The organism is Ruegeria sp. K3 (assembly GCF_056531845.1).
On sequence record NZ_JBQFMM010000008.1, the window covers coordinates 72,800 to 94,188 of the forward strand.

At 55.0% G+C, this 21,389-nt stretch carries 18 protein-coding genes; 13 read left to right on the forward strand and 5 right to left on the reverse strand.

Going from position 1 to position 21,389, the window contains the following annotated elements:
* Window positions 1-4 precede the first annotated feature (4 nt).
* Window positions 5-217 (reverse strand): hypothetical protein, encoded by a 213-nt coding sequence (locus tag ACR0MP_RS14865; protein ID WP_170402087.1) that lies wholly within the window; start codon window positions 215-217, stop codon window positions 5-7.
* Here ACR0MP_RS14865 and ACR0MP_RS14870 point away from each other — a divergent pair.
* The 9 genes from ACR0MP_RS14870 to ACR0MP_RS14910 all read left to right on the forward strand — a co-directional run bounded on the left by ACR0MP_RS14870 (window position 194) and on the right by ACR0MP_RS14910 (window position 9,243).
* Window positions 194-1,309, forward strand: a complete 1,116-nt coding sequence (locus ACR0MP_RS14870) for an MHYT domain-containing protein (protein WP_170735722.1) — start codon at window positions 194-196, stop codon at window positions 1,307-1,309. The genes ACR0MP_RS14865 and ACR0MP_RS14870 overlap by 24 nt on opposite strands.
* Window positions 1,310-1,420: 111 nt before the next feature.
* The gene (locus tag ACR0MP_RS14875) at window positions 1,421-2,275 is read left to right on the forward strand and encodes an FAD binding domain-containing protein (protein ID WP_480887087.1); all 855 of its coding nucleotides are present in this window, start codon (window positions 1,421-1,423) and stop codon (window positions 2,273-2,275) included.
* Window positions 2,276-2,287: 12 nt separating this feature from the next.
* The gene (locus ACR0MP_RS14880) at window positions 2,288-2,782 is read left to right on the forward strand and encodes a (2Fe-2S)-binding protein (protein WP_170392521.1); all 495 of its coding nucleotides are present in this window, start codon (window positions 2,288-2,290) and stop codon (window positions 2,780-2,782) included.
* On the forward strand, window positions 2,779-5,208 hold the full coding sequence (locus tag ACR0MP_RS14885; protein ID WP_170402079.1) for an aerobic carbon-monoxide dehydrogenase large subunit: 2,430 nt from the start codon (window positions 2,779-2,781) through the stop codon (window positions 5,206-5,208). Before ACR0MP_RS14880 ends, ACR0MP_RS14885 begins: the two co-directional genes overlap by 4 nt.
* 46 nt (window positions 5,209-5,254) lie before the next feature.
* A complete protein-coding gene (locus tag ACR0MP_RS14890) occupies window positions 5,255-6,130 on the forward strand; it encodes an AAA family ATPase (RefSeq protein WP_170392519.1) in 876 nt (291 codons plus the stop codon).
* On the forward strand, window positions 6,127-7,308 hold the full coding sequence (locus ACR0MP_RS14895; RefSeq protein ID WP_170402076.1) for a VWA domain-containing protein: 1,182 nt from the start codon (window positions 6,127-6,129) through the stop codon (window positions 7,306-7,308). The genes ACR0MP_RS14890 and ACR0MP_RS14895 overlap by 4 nt, the downstream gene beginning before the upstream one ends.
* Window positions 7,305-8,087 carry an XdhC family protein gene (locus ACR0MP_RS14900; protein ID WP_170402073.1) on the forward strand — a complete coding sequence of 261 codons (783 nt, stop codon included), beginning with the start codon at window positions 7,305-7,307 and terminating at the stop codon, window positions 8,085-8,087. The genes ACR0MP_RS14895 and ACR0MP_RS14900 overlap by 4 nt, the downstream gene beginning before the upstream one ends.
* On the forward strand, window positions 8,080-8,688 hold the full coding sequence (locus ACR0MP_RS14905) for a nucleotidyltransferase family protein (RefSeq protein WP_170402070.1): 609 nt from the start codon (window positions 8,080-8,082) through the stop codon (window positions 8,686-8,688). Before ACR0MP_RS14900 ends, ACR0MP_RS14905 begins: the two co-directional genes overlap by 8 nt.
* A gap of 102 nt (window positions 8,689-8,790) precedes the next feature.
* Window positions 8,791-9,243: an SRPBCC family protein gene (locus ACR0MP_RS14910; protein WP_170402067.1), complete on the forward strand. Its 453-nt coding sequence runs from the start codon at window positions 8,791-8,793 to the stop codon at window positions 9,241-9,243.
* Between the two features lie 805 nt (window positions 9,244-10,048).
* On the opposite strand, the gene ACR0MP_RS14915 is transcribed toward ACR0MP_RS14910, so the two are convergent.
* The 3 genes from ACR0MP_RS14915 to ACR0MP_RS14925 all read right to left on the reverse strand — a co-directional run bounded on the left by ACR0MP_RS14915 (window position 10,049) and on the right by ACR0MP_RS14925 (window position 15,467).
* Window positions 10,049-11,464, reverse strand: a complete 1,416-nt coding sequence (locus ACR0MP_RS14915) for an FAD-binding oxidoreductase (RefSeq protein WP_170402064.1) — start codon at window positions 11,462-11,464, stop codon at window positions 10,049-10,051.
* Window positions 11,465-11,582: 118 nt separating this feature from the next.
* Entirely contained in the window at window positions 11,583-11,840 is a 258-nt protein-coding gene (locus ACR0MP_RS14920; protein ID WP_170402061.1) for a DUF4242 domain-containing protein, read from the reverse strand.
* Window positions 11,841-11,867: 27 nt separating this feature from the next.
* On the reverse strand, window positions 11,868-15,467 hold the full coding sequence (locus ACR0MP_RS14925; RefSeq protein ID WP_170402058.1) for an adenylate/guanylate cyclase domain-containing protein: 3,600 nt from the start codon (window positions 15,465-15,467) through the stop codon (window positions 11,868-11,870).
* Between the two features lie 442 nt (window positions 15,468-15,909).
* Between ACR0MP_RS14925 and ACR0MP_RS14930 the strand changes: the two genes are divergently transcribed.
* The 4 genes from ACR0MP_RS14930 (at window position 15,910) to ACR0MP_RS14945 (ending at window position 19,633) form a co-directional block, all read left to right on the forward strand.
* The gene (locus ACR0MP_RS14930) at window positions 15,910-17,880 is read left to right on the forward strand and encodes an alpha/beta hydrolase (RefSeq protein ID WP_480893799.1); all 1,971 of its coding nucleotides are present in this window, start codon (window positions 15,910-15,912) and stop codon (window positions 17,878-17,880) included.
* Window positions 17,881-17,907: 27 nt separating this feature from the next.
* Window positions 17,908-18,204, forward strand: a complete 297-nt coding sequence (locus tag ACR0MP_RS14935) for a hypothetical protein (RefSeq protein WP_480887088.1) — start codon at window positions 17,908-17,910, stop codon at window positions 18,202-18,204.
* A 51-nt stretch (window positions 18,205-18,255) separates the two neighbouring features.
* Window positions 18,256-19,281 carry a hypothetical protein gene (locus ACR0MP_RS14940; protein WP_480893801.1) on the forward strand — a complete coding sequence of 342 codons (1,026 nt, stop codon included), beginning with the start codon at window positions 18,256-18,258 and terminating at the stop codon, window positions 19,279-19,281.
* A 79-nt stretch (window positions 19,282-19,360) separates the two neighbouring features.
* The gene (locus ACR0MP_RS14945) at window positions 19,361-19,633 is read left to right on the forward strand and encodes a hypothetical protein (RefSeq protein WP_480887091.1); all 273 of its coding nucleotides are present in this window, start codon (window positions 19,361-19,363) and stop codon (window positions 19,631-19,633) included.
* Between the two features lie 1,122 nt (window positions 19,634-20,755).
* Here ACR0MP_RS14945 and ACR0MP_RS14950 read toward each other — a convergent pair.
* Window positions 20,756-21,343, reverse strand: coding sequence for a linear amide C-N hydrolase (locus ACR0MP_RS14950; RefSeq protein WP_480887092.1), 588 nt, complete (start codon window positions 21,341-21,343; stop codon window positions 20,756-20,758).
* Window positions 21,344-21,389: the final 46 nt, after the last annotated feature.

The following is a 21,389-nucleotide window of genomic DNA, read 5'->3' on the forward strand; positions in this document are numbered from 1 at the left end:
AGCCTTAAATTGTGGTTTTCACCCAATCAATATGAACGGCGGATTTGGCCTCAAAGCCGCCGAATAGCAGCATGCTAGCCACCTCGGCACGAATGCTTCGGAGCTGGGCATCGCCTAATGTGTAACCGCTCTTTGAACGTCCGACATCGTTGATCCATTTGCCAAACGCATACTTTTTAGCCAATTTGCGACAATGGAGTTTCTCGACGTCAGCCACAACAGTTTCCTCGTCGCCATGTCCTGCATCGTTGCCTTCGTGGCAGGGTTTACAGGATTGTCGATGACGCGAGATCTTTCGACGAAGCCGGTCTTTGAAAAGAAGGCCTCGGTGGCTCTTGCGGCTGTTTCGCTTGGCGGTGGAATCTGGGCCATGCACTTCGTGGCCATGCTCGGGCTTCAGATGCCGATCCTGTTCTATTACGACGCTGCAATCACACTTGTGTCTGCCCTTGTCGCGATCCTGCTCGTCGGGGCTGCGCTTATTCTGTTGCATTTCACCGAACGCAACCGCGCCACGATTGCGATGGCAGGAGGCGTCGTTGGGTTGGGCATCTTGGCGATGCACTATATTGGCATGGCTGGCTTGGAGCTTTGCCGGGCAGTGTATACGCCCAGTGGCGTCATCTTGTCCTCGATTGCTGCAATAGCGCTTTGTATGCTGGCTTTCGCGATTGCCTACGGGCAGCGAACAAACAGAAACATTTTGCTGGGCACATTGTGTTTTGCAGTGGCGGTTTGCACCGTTCATTTTCTTGCTCTGGCGAGCACCCGTTTCGTCGCCGTGCCAAGTGGGGTTGAGTTTGGCCCGTTGATGAGCAACGAGACGCTGGCCATTGGCGTAATCCTGTTCAGTTTCATCATATTTGGTGCTTGCTTGTGGGTCAGCGTGACCTACCTGCCAGGACCTTCGAGGAAAGACCCGGAGCCAACAGAAGCGACCGTGGATGTAAAACCATTGCTGCAAATTCCTTGCGAACGGGATGGTGGAAAGGTCTTCATCTCTGCCGAAGATGTTCTGTTTTTGCGCGCGGATGGGCACTACACCCAAGTTTACACCGAAACGGATCGGTTGTTTTGTGTCTGGCCAGTGACCGAGGCCGCCAAGCGATTAGTGCCCACCGGATTTCTCCAGACCCACCGCAGCTACCTTGTCAATCCTCAGCGCGTGGCGCGGTTTGAGCGTACCAAGGATAAGGGCCGATGCCTGTTCGACGGGGATGGTTTACCACCCGCACCGGTCAGTCGATCCAAACTCAAGACGGTTCAGGATGCGCTTGCATCGCAGGTGGGCGCAATTCGTGCGACCTAGGGCGCATTTCGTGCAAAATACCTGTTTTTTGTTGATTTACTGAAGCGTCGCCAACCAAGCGCATGCAGTGATCCTTTCAGCCAGAACATTTGCTTGAAGGGAGGAGAGCCGATGATTCCAGCGGCATTCGAATACTACAGACCCAGGGACATGGCCGGTGTGCTGTCGATCCTGGAAGAGCATGGCGATGATGCCCGCGTCATGGCCGGTGGGCACAGCCTGATTCCGATGATGAAGCTGCGGATGGCGGATGTGCCGCATCTGATCGATCTTCAGGATGTTGGCGGCATGTCTGATATCGAGATCGGAGGTGACAGTATCCGCATCGGTGCGATGGTCACCCAGCACGCGATTATTGATCACGAAGCACTGGCTGACGCCGCTCCGATTCTGCGCGAAGCTGCCCTTCAGATCGCAGACCCGCAAGTCCGATACATGGGTACAGTTGGTGGCAACGTGGCCAATGGCGACCCCGGCAATGACATGCCCGGCCTGATGCAGTGCCTGGATGCGCGTTTCACTGTCGAGGGTCCTGACGGGGAACGCGACATCGCTGCCCGCGAGTTTTACGAAGCCGCCTACATGACCGCTCGGGAAGACGAAGAAGTGTTGACTTCAGTCACCATCCCAACGCCGCATGGCGGTTACGCCTATGAAAAACAAAAGCGCAAGATTGGTGATTATGCTACCGCTGCTGCTGCAGTCCAGATCGTGAAAGAAGGTGGCACCTGTGCCTCCGCCTCGATTGCAATGACCAATCTGAGCGACACACCGGTCTTTTCCGAGGCGGCTGGGGCCGCTCTGGTTGGCACCGGCGTCGATGCAAATGCCATTAAGACCGCTGTGGCCGCCATGCTCGGTGATATTGACCCCACCGAGGACAACCGCGGCCCCGTCGCTTTCAAAAAACACGTGGCAGGTATCATTCTGACCCGCGCCATTGAGCGCGCCTGGTCGCGTGCGTGAGGAGATCGTCCGATGTCAAAGAAACAACACTACAAGATCACGGTGAACGGCAAGGAAGAGGAATTCCTTGCCGAGCCACGCGAACTTCTCATCTACACGCTGCGCGAGCGGCTCAACATCACCGGCCCGCATATTGGTTGCGAGACTTCCCATTGTGGCGCTTGCACCGTCACCATTGATGGTAAATCAGTCAAGTCCTGCACCATGTTCGTGGCGCAGGCCGATGGCAAGGATATCACAACCATCGAAGGCATCGGCGGGCCTGACGCGCTGCACCCGCTGCAAGAGGCGTTTAAGGAACATCATGGGCTGCAATGCGGCTACTGCACACCGGGCATGATCACACGCGCGGCAAAGTTGCTCGAAGAGAACCCGAACCCGTCCGAGGAAGAGATCCGTTTTGGCATGGCAGGTAATATCTGCCGCTGTACCGGGTATCAGAACATCGTGAAGTCCATCAAAGCCGCAGCGGCCGAGATGAATGCAGCCAAGGAGGCGGCCCAATGAATGACATGACACCAGATCGTGAGGAACGCACCGCGAACCTCAAGGGCATGGGCTGTTCGCGCAAAAGGGTCGAAGATGCCCGCTTTACTCAAGGCAAGGGCAACTACGTCGATGACGTGAAGCTTGACGGGATGCTCTTTGGAGATTTCGTCCGCTCTCCCTACGCTCACGCACGGATCACCAACATCGATACGGCGGCAGCGCTTGAAGTGCCCGGCGTTCTCGCTGTGCTGACCGCCAAGGACCTTGAACCGCTCGGCCTCCATTGGATGCCGACGCTGGCCGGCGACAAGCAGATGGTTCTGGCCGATAGCAAGGTTCTGTTTCAAGGCCAGGAAGTGGCGTTTGTGGTGGCCGAAGACCGCTATGCGGCGGCAGATGGAATCGAGGCCGTCGAGGTCGAATACGAAGAGCTTGAGGTTCTGGTCGATCCGTTCAAGGCGATGGAATCAGAGATAGTTCTGCGTGAAGACACCGTGGGCGAGGATGGCAAACCAATCGATGGAGCACATGGTCCTCGAAAGCATCACAACCACATCTTTACGTGGGAAGCGGGCGACAAGGATCCAACATTCGAGACAATCGACAATGCCGAGGTCGTTGCCGAAGAGACCATGTATTACCACCGTACGCACCCATGCCCACTGGAAACCTGCGGCTGTGTCGCCTCAATGGACAAGGTCAATGGCAAGCTGACTCTTTGGGGCACGTTCCAGGCGCCTCATGCTATCCGCACTGTGGTCAGCCTGATTTCCGGGATCGAGGAACACAATATCCGTGTGATCTCTCCCGATATTGGCGGCGGGTTTGGAAATAAGGTTGGGGCCTATCCGGGCTATGTGTGTTCGGTCGTCGCCTCCATCGTCACCGGCAAACCGGTAAAGTGGATCGAAGACCGGATGGACAATCTGATGACCACCGCCTTTGCCCGCGACTATTGGATGAAGGGCCGCATTTCTGCCACCAAGGACGGCAAGATCACCGGGTTGCATTGCCATGTGACAGCGGACCATGGTGGATTTGACGCCTGCGCCGACCCAACCAAATTCCCGGCGGGTTTCATGAATATCTGCACCGGATCTTACGACATCCCGACTGCATTCCTTGAGGTTGATGGCGTCTACACCAACAAAGCGCCGGGCGGGGTCAGCTACCGTTGTTCCTTCCGCGTGACAGAGGCGGTTTATTTCATCGAACGGATGATCGAGGTGCTGGCGATCGAGTTGAACATGGACGCGGCAGATTTGCGCCGGATCAACTTCATCAAGAAAGAGCAATTCCCCTATCAGGCTGCGCTTGGCTGGGAATATGACTCTGGCGATTATCACACTGCATGGGACAAAGCGCTCAGCACCGTCGACTACGAGGGATTGCGCAAGGAACAGGCCGAGCGTGTAGAGGCGTTCAAACGGGGCGAAACGCGCAAGCTCATGGGAATCGGTCTCAGTTTCTTCACTGAGATCGTGGGTGCCGGCCCAGTGAAGAATTGCGATATCCTGGGTCTCGGCATGTTCGATAGCTGCGAAATTCGCATCCATCCAACGGGCTCTGCAATTGCACGGCTTGGAACGATTTCGCAGGGGCAAGGCCACGCGACGACATTCGCACAGATACTGGCCTCCGAGATCGGATTACCTGCCGATAGCATCACCATCGAAGAGGGTGACACCGATACCGCGCCCTATGGTCTGGGCACCTACGGCTCGCGCTCGACCCCGGTTGCCGGGGCGGCTACGGCCATGGCTGGCCGCAAGATCCGCGCCAAGGCGCAAATGATCGCGGCCTATCTGTTGGAAGTGCATGACGATGACGTCGAGTTCGACGTCGACCGTTTCGTGGTCAAAGGAGCGCCCGAGCGGTTCAAGACCATGAAAGAAATCGCGTTCGCCGCCTACAATCAGGCCATTCCAGGGATTGAGCCAGGGCTTGAAGCGGTCAGCTACTATGACCCGCCGAACATGACTTATCCGTTCGGTGCCTATGTCTGCGTGATGGATATTGATGTGGATACAGGCGTGCCAGACATCCGCCGCTTCTACGCGCTGGACGATTGCGGTACCCGGATCAACCCGATGATCATCGAAGGACAGGTGCATGGCGGCCTGACCGAAGCACTCGCCGTCGCTTTGGGCCAGGAAATCGCCTATGACGATCAGGGCAACGTGAAGACGGGCACGCTGATGGATTTCTTCCTGCCGACTGCATGGGAGGTTCCGAATTACGAGACCGACTACACCGTCACGCCGTCGCCACATCATCCCATCGGTGCGAAGGGCGTGGGCGAAAGTCCGCATGTGGGCGGGGTGCCATGCTTCTCCAACGCGGTGCAGGATGCGTTCCGGGCCTTTGGTCTGCGGCATACCAACATGCCACATGATCACTGGCGGATCTGGAAGACCGCCAATGAGCTTGGCCTGCATGGCTAAAGGCGAAAGGCAGGGCGGAGACGTTCCGCTCTGCCCGGAGACACACATGACCTGGACCGATTTACAATCCGCTCTTGAAGGGCAGGGCTATGTCGCATCCGACGACCTAGCAGTTGCTCTCCATTTGGCGCTGACGTTGGAGCGGCCCCTTCTTCTGGAGGGCGCCGCGGGCGTAGGTAAGACAGAGGTCGCGCGCACCCTGAGCGATGCGCGCGACACTAAATTGCTCCGACTGCAATGCTATGAGGGGCTCGACGCCGCGCAGGCCATCTACGAATGGAACTACCAGCGGCAATTGCTGACGATCCGCGCCGCCGCCGAAGATGGTGAGACGGGCAAAAGCGTTGAGGAGCGTATTTTTTCCCGTGATTTCCTGTTGGAACGCCCTCTATTGGCCGCCATTACCCAGGACACGCCGCCTGTTTTGTTGATTGACGAAATTGACCGCGCTGATGTGGAATTCGAAGCCTACTTGCTGGAAGTTCTGGCCGACTATCAAGTGACTGTGCCAGAACTCGGCACCATCACGGCCTCTAGTAAGCCGATCGTGATCCTGACATCAAACGGCACACGCGATCTATCCGATGCACTGCGTCGTCGCTGCCTTTACACCTATGTCGATTATCCGGACCGACAGACAGAACTTGCAATCCTCAAAGCCCGCTGCCCTGCGATTGAGGCGCGTCTTGGCGCGCAAGTCGTAGGCTTTGTACAAAAGCTTCGCGAGGAGGAACTGGAAAAGACACCCGGCATCGCTGAGATGCTCGATTTTGCTGCCGCCTTGATGGGACTTGGGATTGCGGATCTGACCAACGATCCAACCGTGTTGCACTCCACCTTAACCACGCTGCTGAAAACTCAAAGCGATCAGGCACAGATCACCGCCGAAGTCGCGGCCCGTATCGCGGGGAAGGCCGCATGAGCCGGGTTTCCAAATTTGCGGCGCGTGATCCGGGGCCAGCGGCCCGTGTCGCCGGGTTCATTGCGCATTTGCGCCAGAACGGCCTGCGCCTAGGTGTGGCAGAGGCAGAGCTTGCCTTGCTTGCCCTCGGCGAGGTCAATGCCGTTGTCCCGAATGAAAGCCGTCGCGCGTTACGGGCCATCTGCACAGGATGCAAGGATGAGGCCGAACGGTTCGACAGCCTCTTCGATAGTTTTTGGATGGATTCCGGTCGGGTGAAGCAAAGGGCCGTGCCCAAAGCGCAGTCTGCGCTCAGCGATGACGTGCATTCCTCTCGTCAAGCCAAGGGTCAGGATATGGGCGCATCGGGCAGCGCCATCGCTCCTGATTCCGGTGACGGCGAGGCCGACAGCGACGGCACCGGTAAACTTATCGCAACTCAGCAACGCAATCTCAGCCGCCGCGATCTGCGTGATCTGGTCCGCGCGGATGATATCGCAGAGGCCGAAGCAGTTGCGCGTCGCATCGGTGCCGCTTTGCGCGACCGACGTTCGCGCCGTCGGATCGCCGCCCGCAAAGGCGACCGCCTGCATTTTCGCAAGACCATTCGCCTGAGCCTTGCGACAGGAGGGGAACCTCTGCAGCTCTTGCGCAAGTCTCGCCCAGATCGCAGCCGCAAAATCGTAGCGCTTTGCGATGTATCGGGATCGATGAGCGTCTATGCACAAGTTTTCCTTGCTTTTCTCGCTGGGCTGATGCGCGCTGACAAAGATGCCGACGCTTATCTTTTTCACACACGGCTGGTTCGCATCACTGAAGCATTGCGCGACAAAGACGCACTGCGTGCAATTGGTCGGATGTCGCTGATGGCAGATGGCTTCGGCGGTGGATCAAAGATCGGGCCATCGTTGCAACGCTTTGCCGATACCTATGCGCGGCGCTTTGTAGATGGCCGGTCTGTCGTAGTGATCCTGTCGGACGGCTATGATACCGAGCCACCCGCAATCCTGGCAGCAGCGCTTGAGAAGCTGAGAAAACGCGGCTGTAAGATCATCTGGCTCAATCCATTGAAGGGCTGGAGCGACTACGCGCCCGTAGCTGGCGGAATGGCTGCGGCCTTGCCTTATCTCGACCTTTTTCAACCGGCCAACACCCTTGCCGATCTTGCCGCCCTGGAACCAAAATTGGTGACGCTATGAGTCCGGCAGAGATCCTAGACACGGACCTTGCCGATGCGGCACAAGACCTGCGTGACCGGCAAGAACCTTTCGCCTTCGCGACAATCGTGCGCACTGCGGGGGCGACGGCGGCCAAGCCGGGTGCTAAAGCGCTGCTCAGCGCGGACGGGACAATCCTGCATGGATGGCTTGGTGGCGGATGCACGCGTGGCGCGGTCAAACGCGCTGCGGTAGAGGCTTTGCGCGCCGGTCAGCCGCAACTGGTTTCTGTCGCGCCCGAGGAACTCCTGGAAGAAATGGGCGTGATAGCGGGGGATGAGATCGACGGGACGCGCTTTGCGCGCAATGGTTGCCCGTCAAAAGGCACCGTCGACATTTTTATCGAGCCCTGTTTGCCAATGCCCGAACTTGTCGTGCTTGGCGCATCCCCTGTGGCCCAAGCGCTTGGTTCCCTGGCACCGCAATTCCACTGGTCGGTTTCTGGCACCACGTCGACTGATACGACGTGCAATCGACGACGCTTCGTTGTCATTGCGACGCAAGGCCAAGGAGATTTGGACGCGCTCAAATCCGTACTGACAGATTTGCCCGACTATGTTGCCTTCGTCGGAAGCGCTCGGAAATTCGCGACACTGGCTGAAAAACTAAAGACCGCCGGCATAACGCCCGAGGCCATCAACACCGTCCACGCCCCGGCGGGTCTGGACCTGGGGGCGGTCACGCCCGAGGAAATAGCGCTGTCGATCCTTGCGCAGTTAGTCCGTGTCAGACGGCAGACTGTGGGGCTTGCCGATGGCTGATGTTGCCGCGATCCTTCTGGCCGCCGGTCTTTCCCGGCGCATGGGGGCGCAAAACAAGCTGCTGTTACCAATAGACGGCGTACCGATGATCCGCCGTGTAGCCATGGCTTACTTAGGCGCCATTGATACTGACCTGACGGTGGTAACAGGACATGAGGCGAGCGCCGTGCGCCGGGCATTATCAGGGCTAGCTGTTTCTTTGGTTCACAATGCAAACTTCACCAGCGGCCAGCAGAGCTCGGTTGCCACGGGATTGCATTGTGCACCTGACGCCCATCTGCTTCTGATCGGCTTGGGTGATCAGCCGCTATTGACCACTCAGGATCTGCAAGATCTGATTGCCGCTCACGTTGCAGGTGATGCGACTAAAGTGACGATACCTGTCCACAACGGCGCACGAGGCAATCCAATTACTATCCCGCAGCTATTGCGCCGGCGATTGCTGGAAAACCCCGTACGCCCCGGCTGCTTGGGCTTTACGCGCGATCATCCCGAACATGTACAAGCCGCTACGCTGCCATCGCCAGGGTTCTACACCGATGTCGATACCCCGGATTACTATGCGACCCATTTGGAAACCGCGAAGGAGCCGATCTCATGAGCCGACTTCTGATCTGGATGCGCAGGCGTCTTAAATCGCTCGAAATGACCACTGAACAAGCAGACAACATAAGATTTCCCTGTTGCTAAGAAGGACTAGAGTATGGAACTGAAGGACGAAATCATCATCAACGCCCCGAAAGATCGCGTCTATGCGGCACTGAATGATCCCGAGGTGTTGAAACAATGCATCCCGGGTTGTGAAGAACTAATCAAGCATTCTGATACTGAATTGGAGGCCAAGGTCTTGCTAAAAGTAGGGCCCGTAAAGGCGCGGTTCGGAGGCAATGTCACCCTGGATCAGACCGGCGCCCCTGATGCATTCTCTCTGTCTGGTCAGGGCAATGGTGGTACCGCTGGTCATGCAAAGGGTGGCGCAGATGTGACGCTGAGTGCAGACGGCGACACAACGATCCTGCGCTATGAAGCAAAGGCCGAGATTGGCGGGAAACTGGCTCAGCTCGGCAGTCGTTTGATCCAGAGCACAGCCAAGAAGCTCGCTGGAAAATTCTTCAAGTCCTTCGCTGATGTAGTAAATGAAGGCGCGATGATTTGATCTTAATGGGTGGGGATGAAGCGGTTCTGTAAGCTTGCTCCACCCGCGAACGACCAGAAAGGCAAATTGTACCGCCTGCGCAACAACAAACGGGCTGAAAAGTTGTTAGGGATTCCGAAGATCTTGGCCGTTTCGGTACTGCTTCGATCGGCGCTTTACCAAAACCTTTCCTTCGTACATTGGGGTCGTGATTAAGATTATTTAGATATCAGGCATCTTCGATGTATCACCCAAAGCGATGGTATCGAAAGTGAATCAATTCTAACTCTTTGCCGCCGAGAGTGTCGCAGGGAACCTCTACTGCAATAGGTTCAAGGAACTCCTTGAGGTTGGTAAGAAGCGTCTGATGGGTATTAAAGTTTGTTTCATTCAGCCTGATTCAACACCACGCTTGCCGATCTGTGTCGGCGTGAGGGAATTGCACTGAGTCTTCGGTTCCGACCAAATCTACGCCCGTGAATGAACGTATTGGCGACATGCGCTGCGCAGCGACAACAAATTTCTACACTTGCGACTGAATGCTGCGTCAGCGAAGTATGGAATTCGAATGACGGTTAGTTCCGCAAAGTGGACTTACATCGCGATTTTGCGAATGACCAAGTTGAGCCCAAAGCGGCCAAATGTTCGGCATTGCCCTTGCCTCTGCAGCGGGACAGGACTTTCGCCTAACAGTAGTAACACGAGCGTCCATATCTTGGACGGCAAAAATATCAGGAGGTCTGAGTAAGCAACCAGATATTTGTCATAAAAATCAAGCATAGGCTCCAAGGGTCCGTATGGATCAGTCTATCCAGATTGAATGGTCCTACTTGGGTAATATGTTGTGATTAATCCTGAACAGATTTGTTGGATCATAATTGCCCTTTATTTTCGAAAGTTTCTCACCATTCACACCGTACGCGCCAGCCATATGATCCGCTTCGTCTTCGGGCATAAAGTTAACATATGCGCTGCCAGACGAATGGGGTCGCATCTGATCATAAAGTCGCCGCGCCCACGCAATGCACTCACCATCCTTGTTCGGGTCCTCCCAACGAGTGTGAACATTCATTATGAAGTGTGCAGATCGTTGCGGATAAGCTGTTGAGTGGGATTCGATGCGCGCCATTGCGCCACCTACATGGGCAATAAATACTTCGCACGCAGGGTCGGGGAGGCTGGAAATCGCCTCGAGAAGACCTGTGATCGCATCCGAGGAAAGCGCATCGAAATCATGGCTTTTCCAATAGTTCCGAGCACCAGGTGTAAGCAATGCGTCGAATGCTGCTTGCCAGTCCACAAAGTTGTGAGGTGAGATAACGTCGGCTATTGGTTCTCCAAGCGCGCGCAAAGCCCCCATGGCTATTTCACCCTCGTCTATGGGGCCGCTGTAACAAGCTGCGAAAATCAGCACCTCTCTCCCATGCCACTCTTCTGGTAGGAACGGCAGGGGAGGAGCTTTTCGCATCACGCTCCAGACCGTCAGCTCATCCGGTGATTCATCTACAATGACTGCGAATTCTGCAAGAAGCTCTGCTGCCTTTGCGATCGGGTGAACGATCAGGCCGGACAAAACCTCGGGCCCAAGATCATGCAACTGGAACTCGAATGAGGTCACGACGCCGAAATTGCCACCTCCTCCGCGGATGGCCCAGAAAAGCTCCGGATGGCTTGTGGGCGAGGCGGAAACAATCGCCCCATCTGCCGTCACGACTTCTGCCGATAGAAGGTTGTCGATCGTCATTCCGAATTTCCGCGTCGTCCACCCAAAACCGCCGCCAAGGGTCAAACCCGCGATACCAGTTGTCGAATTGATGCCGACAGGGACTGCAAGCCCGTGAGCTTGAGTTTCACGATCCACATCGCCAAGCAACGCGCCTGGCGCAACCCGACCGGTCTTGTTGACAGGGTCCACGTGAACCGATCGCATTTGGGACAGATCGAGCAATACGGCCTCGTCTGCAACAGCGTGCCCCGCAATCTGATGCCCACCTGATCGGACTGACATTATGAGATCGGCGTCTCTTACAAAGTCCACCGCTTTCTGCACGTCGCTTGCGCCCATCGCTCGTACCACAAACCCAGGGTGACGTTCGAACATGCTATTCCATGTTGTTCTTGCGTCTTCGTATTCCGGAGTGCCCACTAAGTAGACGCCGCCGCGAAGAGAAGAGTTAAGCGCGTCCAAGGCGTCTTGATCCACACTTGCCGTGTTTCCGTCGAGTGTTTTTATGTCGTACATGCATAGGCCTCCCTGTTTTTAGGTCAGGCTTCTTGCGCAGCTGCCTCATGTAGATGTGAAGCCCGAGGCTTTGTCCTGCAGAATAATCGCCTCGGTTTAGGATTTGAGGTGCAAATAGTCAGGCGAAAATACCAGGATCTATATGATCTACCGGTGTAATGACATCGGCAGGAATGTTAAGGCGCTCCGCCGCTTTTCTGAGGCTTTCCTCGTCGGGGGCCTCATACAAACAGTATGTTTTACGCTTGTCTGCGCTGAGGAACGAGAAAATCCACTCGACCCCAACTTCGTCATTGATCTCTTTGATGTGAATTTTGTCGTCGTCGCTGACGTTCAGCTGTTCCGCAAAATTTCTCTCGATTATGTATCTTGGCATAATGCTCCCCCAAGCATGTAAATGGCTTTAAACAGCTACTCCTTCGAGCTTTGACCTAAGGGAAACCATACTCAATTGCTGTGAAATTGCCAACGCTTCCCCTTCCAGTTGAAACGCTAGTTCCAAATCATTCGTGCGGCCCCGTCGCCTAAGTGTGGATGCATATGCTGCTTTGCTGTGCGCAATCCAAGGAGGGCACTTCATGCGCGTGTCTATTTCGATGGCCTTTTGGAACATCCTCTCAGCGGTGTCCCAATTTTTCAGCACCGCTGCCAAATTGCCCAGACGTCTTGCAGCCGCCCCGGCGCAAACAGTCGTTGCACCTGCGGTGACCGTCAGCTCTTCGTATGGGGTCAGCATGTCATAGAGTGTCCCAGCATGTCCCAGATGCTCGACTGCGACGCAAATGTCAGCAAGATAAGACAATGTAGTTGAAAACATAGCATCAGCGGGCAGATCGAAGCCTTTCTCTGCCATTTCATTAAGTATGCGTTCAGCTGGTTCCTTGTAACCCAACTCGGCGGCAATAAGGCCAAAACCAGGTTTCCAAGAAATGTCTTCCGGGCTTTCAGTCATCAGCCTCTTGATAACCGGTGCGACTTCGTGCAGTCGGTTTTGTTCGCGGCGGATGGTAAACATCTGAACACCGAAGACGCCCTCAACATGTTCTCCGTGTGTCTCCCGACCAATTTTCACCGCTTCGTTGGCATGCTTCTCTGCCTGCTCAAAATCGCCGTCCATAATTGCAACCATGGCGCGCGCATGTTTCTGTACCCAGTAGAGTTGCAGGTGGTTGTCCTTTTCCGAAATCTCCGTCAGCAATTCGAGTGAATGATCCATCAAGTCGCGGTCGGCCATTTCAGCCCCGACAAACAGGCTAAGTGTCCGGTCCCGACCCTGATCAATACTCCCTAGGTTCTCGGCGACCCGATGCATTGCATCAAGGTTTTCACGCCAATGACGTATCTCTCTTCCTTTGCGCGCAACGAATGGCGCCCCATAATGCATCATCATCACCGAGAACTGGGATTTATAGTCCCCCAGTTTCGCGGCCAGTTCCATTGATTGCTGGCCAAAGCGTGCGCCTTCAGAAAACTGGCCGACAAACATATGTGCCCGTGCAAGTTGGCTCATTAATCTGCACTGCCTAACTTCATCATGGTCGGCAAGGTCGTCCAGAGCTCTATTACAAAGCTCAATAGCCTCGCTATGTCTCTTACTCGACATCATGCACGAGTCCGCAAAATGGTTCGCGGCATCAGCGGCGAGCGCTACATGGCGTATTCCACGGGCGGCGTCCGAGGCTTCTTTCAAGGCCGCTATCCCCTCCGGCAACTGACCCAGGCTGTCGTGGCTTCGACCAATCAGGATTTTGGCTTTAATCGTTTCGACACTGTTATCGTCCCCAAGATTTTCGGCAGCTTTGAGCGTTTCTTTAGCGTTGACCATCGCCTCTTGGCTAGCGGATCGCGCCAATGCCATTTCGGTCGCCGTCTGCCATTTGTCGAACGCAGCACGCCATTCTTCGGCCTCTGAAAGATGGCGGGCAACCAGCTCGGGTCGACGTTCAATCTCTGCTGAACGCAACTGCATCAAAGCACGAGCCACGTTTGCATGTTGTTGTCGGCGGGTGGAGCCTAACATGGATTGATAGGCGGTGTCCCGAATAAGGGCATGACGGAAAACGAAATGCCCTCGATTGTGCCCGCTTTCAAAGATCAAACCCGTTCGGGACAGCTCTTCTATACGAGACTGAGTCTCCGCACTGGCAAGACCTATTGCGGATGCCAGCAGACCAGGCTCGAACTCCCTCCCAATGACGGCACCTGTTAACGCGACCTGTTTGGCCTCTGGCGAGACCGCGTCAAGACGTGCCATCAATGTGCCTTTCAAAGACGAAGGTATGTGAACTTGCCTGTGTTCGCCCGCCTCAACAATCGCTCGGGCCAGCTCCTCTACGAACAACGGCACACCGTCCGTCTTCTCAATAATTGTGGCGATCAGTGCATCGTCGGGTACTTTTCCGATAACATTGCGCACCAAGTTCGAGACATGGGTTGTATCAAACCGACGCAGCTGGAGCGTATGTACGTGCGCTTCCCCATCATCACGGACAAGTTCCCAGCCGGGCCTATGGGTGATCAAAATCATTAAGGGCAGATCTGCACAAATTGCTTTGAAGCGATCCAAAAGGGCTTGGGTGGAAGGATCAATCCAATGGGCGTCCTCAACGCAAAGAATAACAGGGCGCGTTCTTGAGCGTACCTGAACCGTTTGGATCAAAGTCTGAATCGTGAGGTCACGTTGCTCCTGCGGTGACATATCGAGTACGCTTCGGGCAAGAGCACTGTGGGGCGCAACCAGCGCGGCAAAGACGGGTAGAACCTGTTCCCAGTCCAAGCCTTCCCGGCTTTCCAACATTTTTTTTACAAGATCGAGAATTTGATCGTCATCAAAATCTGTCCCCACACCAGCGTCCTGAGAAATCCTCTGGGCGACAGGGTGGAACGGGCTGCTGGTAAGGTAAGGAGAGCAGTTCAGCCTGATAATATCAGCTTCGCTAGTCGCTACAGCGTTAGCGAGAAATTCTTCCGCCAATCGCGATTTACCGATCCCAGCTTCACCGGCAAGCAGAACAACTTCGCCCTGACTATTCTGAGCACGCAGCCATGATTGCAAAAGGATACCTTTTTCGTAGTCGCGGCCAATCATAACGCTGCCGATTTCGTCCCTGTAGGACGCTCGAAATCGGCTTTCCGCGCTGTGTTCTGATACGACAGTCAAAAGGTTCCGCGGCTCTTTGAAGCCTTTCAATCTAGTTAATGCACGAGGCGCCAACTCAAATAGCCGATGCAAAGTTTCTTCGGTTTCCTCAGCAGACAATACAACCGAGTTTGGTTCTGCGTGCTCCTGAAGCCGTGCTGCCAGATTGACGATCGGACCCGTCATCGCTCCTTCTTCGTAGGTGTTTTCACCGATCGTATCGCCAACTACCACGTCGCCACTCGCGATGCCAAACCTGGCTGACAAACGCTCACCGTCAGGTGTTTTAAGCTCTCTGACCCGCCGAACGGCTTCAAGACCAGCCTTTACGGCGCGAACTGCATGATCTTCATAGGCTGTCGGCCAGCCGAAAAACACCAAAAGGCCGTCACCCAAAAATTTCGAGACGTAGCCGCCGTACCTGCTAACTGCTCCTGCAACCGCATCCTGGTATCTCCGCAGCAGCTCGCGCATGTCTTCGGGGTCAAACCGATTAGTCAACTCCGTCGAGGCGACGAGGTCCGCAAACAAAACTGTTAAGTGACGCCTTTCTGCAATCCCCAATGAAGCAGGCTTCCTCGCGGATGTTGCCTCGTCTTGCGACCCATTGGAAATGGGGGGGCGACCGACTTCGTCTTCATCAGCGTCTATGGATTTTGGTGGATGATACTGTCGCTTTTGGCTAATCAAGTCCTGAACCGCTTCCAGGATGATTTTTCGGTGACCCAGACTAACCCCAAGTTCTTTAAGGTCTTCGTTTGATAGCAATGGCAGGACACGCTCGTCGATATCATTCTGGGCAAAAGCGTCGGCGTATTGATCCAGTTCGAGATCTTTCAGCCATTTGTGGATTTCAACTACCATAATGGGATCATGCTGAGATACGGGGCGTTAATCAAGAAAACGCTGTAAACACAGACGGTTTTTGGCGACAAAACGTCCGCATTGCCTTTGACAGAAATGACACTTGGTTATCGAACCTTGCCGGGACTCAGTGGGTTCTTGCGCCTAGTTCTCCCACAGCGTGCATTTGCTGCGTTGCCGCAAAAGGCAATTCTGTCCGCATTGCATTCGATCGCGGCAACTTGCGTAAACGTCTACTTTGCGGACAAAGCTGTCGTTGGTTGTTTAGTTTTCGATCTCCGGATTCTACAGGGTGGTGCCCATTGCAAAGATGCTCTGACACAACCTCTCAATCCGTAGTGTTTGGATTTGAAGCGACGGAAGGACAACTTTCAATCGGTTCGCAATTGCAGTCCACTGATCTAAGGTTATAGAAAAATCAACAGCCTCATGTGGTGTGACCATGAATCCCGAACAAATATTTGCCGTCCTGTCTGCTTTGCTTGGAGAGCCTTCTGATCCGACGGCTTTTGAAGCTCAATTCGCGGGTGGAGCAGATACGCGCTATCCGGTCGAAATCACTCCGTGCACGCGCCCCGTCGTCCCCGATGAGATTGACGGAGAAACTGTAATCTGCGGTATCGTGGCAGTACCTGAGGACCACAGAGATGCTCAAAGCAGGACCCTGGACCTGAGCTTCATCGTTTTCAAGGCTCATTCGCTGGCACCCGTGGCAGACCCGGTTGTCTACCTTCACGGGGGACCGGGCGGCGGTTCAGTTGAATCTGTGCGCTCGCTCAGTCTGTTTTTTGACCATTTGCGGGGGCGAAGGGACGTCGTGGCGTTCGATCAACGCGGCGTCGATGCCAGCGCCCCGGATATGGATTGCTTCGGGACTCTGGCAAAAAACCTGGAGCCAATCGTCGATCAGTTGGGCGGGGCTGACCTACCTCAGCTGGAGACGGCACTTGTTCGCGACTGCATTTCTGAATTGACCGAACGAGGCTTCGATCTTCCGCAGTTCAACACGACCCAAAATGCTTTAGATGTGCGAGCTGTAATGTCGGCTCTTGGCTACGCTGAGTACAATATTTATGGCGTTTCATATGGCACCAAGCTCGCGCTAGAACTCATGCGCTCTGCGCCAGAGGGTGTGCGTGCAGTCGTTTTAGACAGCGTCGCTCCACCCCAAATCGCGCTTTACGACACTCTGTTCGTCCCACACACCGAGGCCATTTTTAATACGTTCGCACCGTGTGAAGCGGATCCTATCTGTGCGGAGGCATATCCCGACATAACGCAGCGGTATTTTAACCTCCTTGAAGACTTGGAGGCACGTCCATTGGAGGCTGCGGGGATCGAGATATCCGGGCAAGTGCTTTTCAGCATTTTTTCCGGCAGAAACGATTGGTCCGACCCAACGATCCGGGGCTTCACCACTTACGCGCCCGCACTGGTCAGAGAGCTTGAGGACGGAACGGTCGACCTCATCGCACAAATCATCAACGGTGACCTTCCACCCCAGCCCTCCGCAGAAACGTTGTTGGCGGGTACGTTAGACCTGAGCACCGATGAAAAGGCTCTGGCGCAAGCTGCAATCAACGCCATGTCGCAAATGGAAATTGCTTCCGACACTGCGTCCTCGGCTTTGGAGCAGCTTGAAGCGGATCGCGACCGAGATCTAGAACCGGCTTCGTTGGGAGAGTTCTTTGACGATGCTCTTGAAGATGCTCTGGCCGGGTTACCTGATCGGGCGGATCGCTTGATGTTTGCGAAAGACTATTTAAACCTCCGGTTTGAAACGCCGCGTGCTGGAGCGTTGCTGGACCTAGTCCGCGCCCATTTCAATGAGGCGACAGCAGGACGGTTAGCCTCATTGATCGCTTTACTAAGCCCCGAAGATGTCGAGCGTGTTTTCAGCTTGATCGCGACAGATAACGCAGCTTTGCAAACAATTATGGAGGGTGAGTTCGAGCTCTTGCTTTACGCATGTCAGGAAGATTTTGTAGACGGTTTCAACTCGGCGGCGGGGTTTGGCGCTTTAGTAGCAGAGTTGGGATACGGTCCATTGATGACAGCGGCTTTAGCTGAAATTCCGAGCCTATTTGCAGATTGCAGCGAGTTCACACCGGCACCTCGAGACAACTACCTCGAACCCGTGCTCTCCGACATCGCGGTACTGGTGCTGTCTGGTGAGATTGACACACAGACCGCATCTTCCTGGGGTGGACTAGCGGCAGACACTTTGCACAACAGTCAGTCGTTCCTGTTCCCGGAAACAGGGCACGGGGCCCTTGTTTTCAGCCAATGCGCCCGCGATATTGGTGAAGCGTTTCTTGAAAACCCCGGGGCAGGCATCGATGGCACATGCGTCTCGGATCTAAGGCTACCGTATTTGATGCCGGACGGCAGCTTGCATAGTGTCGAGAATTGAAGACCGCTTAAGCAAATGGAGAGTCCAATGAAGGCCCTGATCACAGCAACGATTTTGGCGATTGGCTTTGCATCGTCTGCCCATGCATTTGATCGTCAAACGACTGACGCGCTTCAACTGTGCCACGACTATTTGTGGGATGTACCCAAATATGCTGACCTGCCAAACGCCGCAATTTCCGTATTTCCGGGCATTTTGAACGATCAAAGTATCGTCGTTTTCTGGAATGTGTATTGGGACGACCCAACAATACGCGCGGCAGGTAATTGTACAATCATTGACGGCGCGGTGAAGGGTTTTGAAGATTATCTGGCGCAGGAATAGGACAAGAACCGTGCCGTCTTTTGCAAAAACGTGGCGCGGGTCGGAGACTTCATGAAGCGGTCAGCGTTTCTCTGGCCAGCGGCTGCGCTTCTTATAGCGGCGGGCACTATTTGGCTTGTATCTCGCCCTCTTTTACGGATTGAAACACTCAGAGACTTGGCGGAGGCAGTACCGCCTGAACCGGCGCTCCTGAACGCATCAGAGTTGGAGCAACGCCTTCTGGCAGTCGGCCTTCACCCGACCGGTCAGCTAAGCGATCTCGGCGTCGATGACCACCTTGCTCGGCTGGAAGCCGACAAGGTCGACGCAGCTACACTGAGCGCGTATGCCGATGCCATAGCGGAATTGTCGGCAGTCAGCGCGGATCGCGGTCAAGCCTTGCCGCCGACGCTTTGGGATGTGAGCACGCCAGCGCTTCGTGAGGCGGGCTGGACTGTATACACACTCACCGACGCAATGGCATCAGATGCCGGAGCAATTCACGTCGCACTTCTATCTGATGCTTACGCGGCTTTTCTCGAGCGCAAGCCCAATGCATTGGAAGGCGCATTGGCGCTGCTGCCGCTTTCCCGTAACTATGTCGAAACGCTGCCAGAGAGTGCGCGAGCAGAGCGCGAACGCCATGCCAAGACAGAGGGACAGGCCACTCTGTTGATCTGGCAAGCTCTGTTATCAGGCACAAGCAGGTACAATCCCTTAACGCACCGCCCCCTGTGGAGCCACGGCTATATCGGCCACTTTAGTGTGCCTCACATCCATCAATATGCAACGGGCGAAGGCCTTACCGCGAGCCAGGTTTGGGGAGTTGACGGGTTCAATCCCGCGTTCGTCGGCCCCCCTACTAATAGCAATCAAGTGGAACATTTGGGCATTAGCGCATTGCTACAGGGCGTGGCGCATGTGCCGGGCGCAGTCTTAACCGCCACTGAAGCATTCGAAGTCTTCGTCGATCACGATGACCCAGCCGCTGCCCAAGCGGATAGGGCATTGAACGACGTCGTGAAAACAGTACTTCTCCCCCGCATGGAGGAAGATCCGAACGCGCTGGTCTCTGCATTGACTAAAGCACTCCAATAGCGTTGCCACTTTGTCGGGCCAACTTTGATGCCGTTACTGTGAAGCCCAAACAGCAACGAGCGGCGAGGAAAGCCCGATTGTGCATGACCGGCAGTGGCAGGCCTGCTGTGGTGTCGCTGCGCGCTTCCTGAGCGATCCTGAAGCTATGACACCGCAACTCTGCCACCATGAATGGCGGCTCAGCCAAATGCGGCACAGTCATCCGCAGATCTGGCCTGCTGCCGCATCTCGCACTTGGGATGAACTCGACCCGATGGACCAGTATGTCGAGCGGGCTGGTTTGGCAGCAATGCGTCAGGCGCTGGACGAAACACGGAGGTCCTCGCGGGGTCGCACCGCAGCGCTGCAATGAACGTCGGGCGTTAAAAAGCAGCATTATGCTTGATGTGAACAACAGAAAATATACAGACGGACGAGACACAAAACATCCCAACCTCCCAACCAAACGCCCGACAGGGAAGTTGGGAGGTTTTATTGCATGTCCACCCAAAACGAAATGGCCGGCCTAGTTCGTTTGGCCTCGTTACAAGCTGTCCCACTTTAAATCAGGCCGTCTTGAGGATAGCAATTTCGAACCGAGCGCCTTTGCTATTGGGTCCTGGAACTAGACGGGGCCCTACATGACGCAAGCGTCGAGCGAAGCTGTTGCGCGCAGGAATTCGGCTGTCCGATACACCTTCTGCGGCACACCACTGACGGAAATTCGAATACAGATCAGCAACAGTGACGACGTTGTTTGCCTTGATGGATAGTCTCTCTGCCGCCCACGCACGAACCCGGTCCGCATCCCTCATCCACGCTTCCTTGGCTATGCGCGATGTCATGGGATCCGCCATGCGCCGCGTGGTCAAAAGTTCCGCAGCCGCAACCACGACAAGATGTAGTAGAAGATACGCTCTCTCTCTAGTTCGGTGTAGGGGCCAAGTTCATTTCTACGCGCCTTTGCTTTCTTTAGTACTTCCGTGAAGTGCTCATGCACCTTTGTGCGCAGTTCGCCGTGGTTCATGCCCGATATTTCTATGTGCTTTGTTATTGTGTCGCCGCACACTGCAAGACGCCGTGCCAGAGTGCCAGCCTCTTTAGGGCATCTCGTACGCAAAGACACCCGAATGGTCCTACGTGTAGTGCTTGGTCTGGTATGGGGTTTTGGTCTTGTGTCGGGCAATGGCCAACGAAAGTAGTAGATGTCATGTCTGGACATTGAGAGATACGCATGCAGCTTCATTTTGTGTCACACCTGCGTGTCACACCGCTCTAATGCTTGCTATCCAGTTGTATTGTTAGGTTTTGGTGGAGCCTAGGGGAAACGCCGCCGGACGCCTAATGCACTGATAGTAAACACTATTGTAGTGTGGTGGTTTGTACTGTGTCTCACCTTAATGTCACACCCGAACATAGGCAACTAGTACGTTTGGGCTGATGTCTTGGGCCACGTTCCCACTCTGTTGCTTCCGTGGCCCAAGTGCGCATGTGACTAGTTGGTCGGTGTCATATCGACGATTGTGGGTTCGCGATTGCCACTTGTTGGGAATATTATCATCTCGTCACCCATCCCTTCGAAGTCGATTTGTTTGAGATCGACCATGTGCACAGTGCGGTCGTACATCGTGTGATAGTAGTAGGTCAGGTCTAGTGAGTTGCTCGCAGTCGTTACCTGTGTCGCGCTGTATAGCAAATCCTCAGACTGTACATCGTCCTGAGCACCCTCTGCTGCGTCGGCTGGTATGTTGAAGTTGTCGAGTATTCGGAAGGCCTCGCGCACAGTGTCATATCCGCCTTCTGTCTCACGTGCCGTTTGAGAGAATGCGACCGCGCGGACGAACCGCGAAGGAGGTGTGAAATCACCGGGTAGGCCAATCATCCCGCTTCCTGCGCCCAGCGGGGCAAAGGTGACGCCGCTAGCTTCGACTTCGGGAAGGCCGATAGCGGTCAGATTTACATAATTGTTGAGGTTGGTCATGTGCCAGTCGTAATTAGGCGAGTTTGGCCTTGTGTCGGGCAGTGGCCAACGGAAGTAGTAGATGCCATGTCTGGACAGTGAGAGATACGCATGCAGCTTCATTTTGTGTCACACCTGTGTGTCACACCGCTCTAATGCTTGCTATCTA

Excerpts from the sequence above, each read along its gene's own strand:
- ACR0MP_RS14885 (WP_170402079.1), top strand. The coding sequence starts at position 2,779 with ATGAATGACATGACACCAGATCGTGAGGAACGCACCGCGAACCTCAAG.
- ACR0MP_RS14895 (WP_170402076.1), top strand. The coding sequence starts at position 6,127 with ATGAGCCGGGTTTCCAAATTTGCGGCGCGTGATCCGGGGCCAGCGGCC.
- ACR0MP_RS14870 (WP_170735722.1), top strand. The coding sequence starts at position 194 with ATGGAGTTTCTCGACGTCAGCCACAACAGTTTCCTCGTCGCCATGTCC.
- ACR0MP_RS14925 (WP_170402058.1), bottom strand. The coding sequence starts at position 15,467 with ATGGTAGTTGAAATCCACAAATGGCTGAAAGATCTCGAACTGGATCAA.
- ACR0MP_RS14930 (WP_480893799.1), top strand. The coding sequence starts at position 15,910 with ATGAATCCCGAACAAATATTTGCCGTCCTGTCTGCTTTGCTTGGAGAG.
- ACR0MP_RS14915 (WP_170402064.1), bottom strand. The coding sequence starts at position 11,464 with ATGTACGACATAAAAACACTCGACGGAAACACGGCAAGTGTGGATCAA.
- ACR0MP_RS14880 (WP_170392521.1), top strand. The coding sequence starts at position 2,288 with ATGTCAAAGAAACAACACTACAAGATCACGGTGAACGGCAAGGAAGAG.
- ACR0MP_RS14875 (WP_480887087.1), top strand. The coding sequence starts at position 1,421 with ATGATTCCAGCGGCATTCGAATACTACAGACCCAGGGACATGGCCGGT.
- ACR0MP_RS14935 (WP_480887088.1), top strand. The coding sequence starts at position 17,908 with ATGAAGGCCCTGATCACAGCAACGATTTTGGCGATTGGCTTTGCATCG.
- ACR0MP_RS14910 (WP_170402067.1), top strand. The coding sequence starts at position 8,791 with ATGGAACTGAAGGACGAAATCATCATCAACGCCCCGAAAGATCGCGTC.
- ACR0MP_RS14950 (WP_480887092.1), bottom strand. The coding sequence starts at position 21,343 with ATGAAGCTGCATGCGTATCTCTCACTGTCCAGACATGGCATCTACTAC.
- ACR0MP_RS14920 (WP_170402061.1), bottom strand. The coding sequence starts at position 11,840 with ATGCCAAGATACATAATCGAGAGAAATTTTGCGGAACAGCTGAACGTC.
- ACR0MP_RS14905 (WP_170402070.1), top strand. The coding sequence starts at position 8,080 with ATGGCTGATGTTGCCGCGATCCTTCTGGCCGCCGGTCTTTCCCGGCGC.
- ACR0MP_RS14900 (WP_170402073.1), top strand. The coding sequence starts at position 7,305 with ATGAGTCCGGCAGAGATCCTAGACACGGACCTTGCCGATGCGGCACAA.
- ACR0MP_RS14890 (WP_170392519.1), top strand. The coding sequence starts at position 5,255 with ATGACCTGGACCGATTTACAATCCGCTCTTGAAGGGCAGGGCTATGTC.
- ACR0MP_RS14940 (WP_480893801.1), top strand. The coding sequence starts at position 18,256 with ATGAAGCGGTCAGCGTTTCTCTGGCCAGCGGCTGCGCTTCTTATAGCG.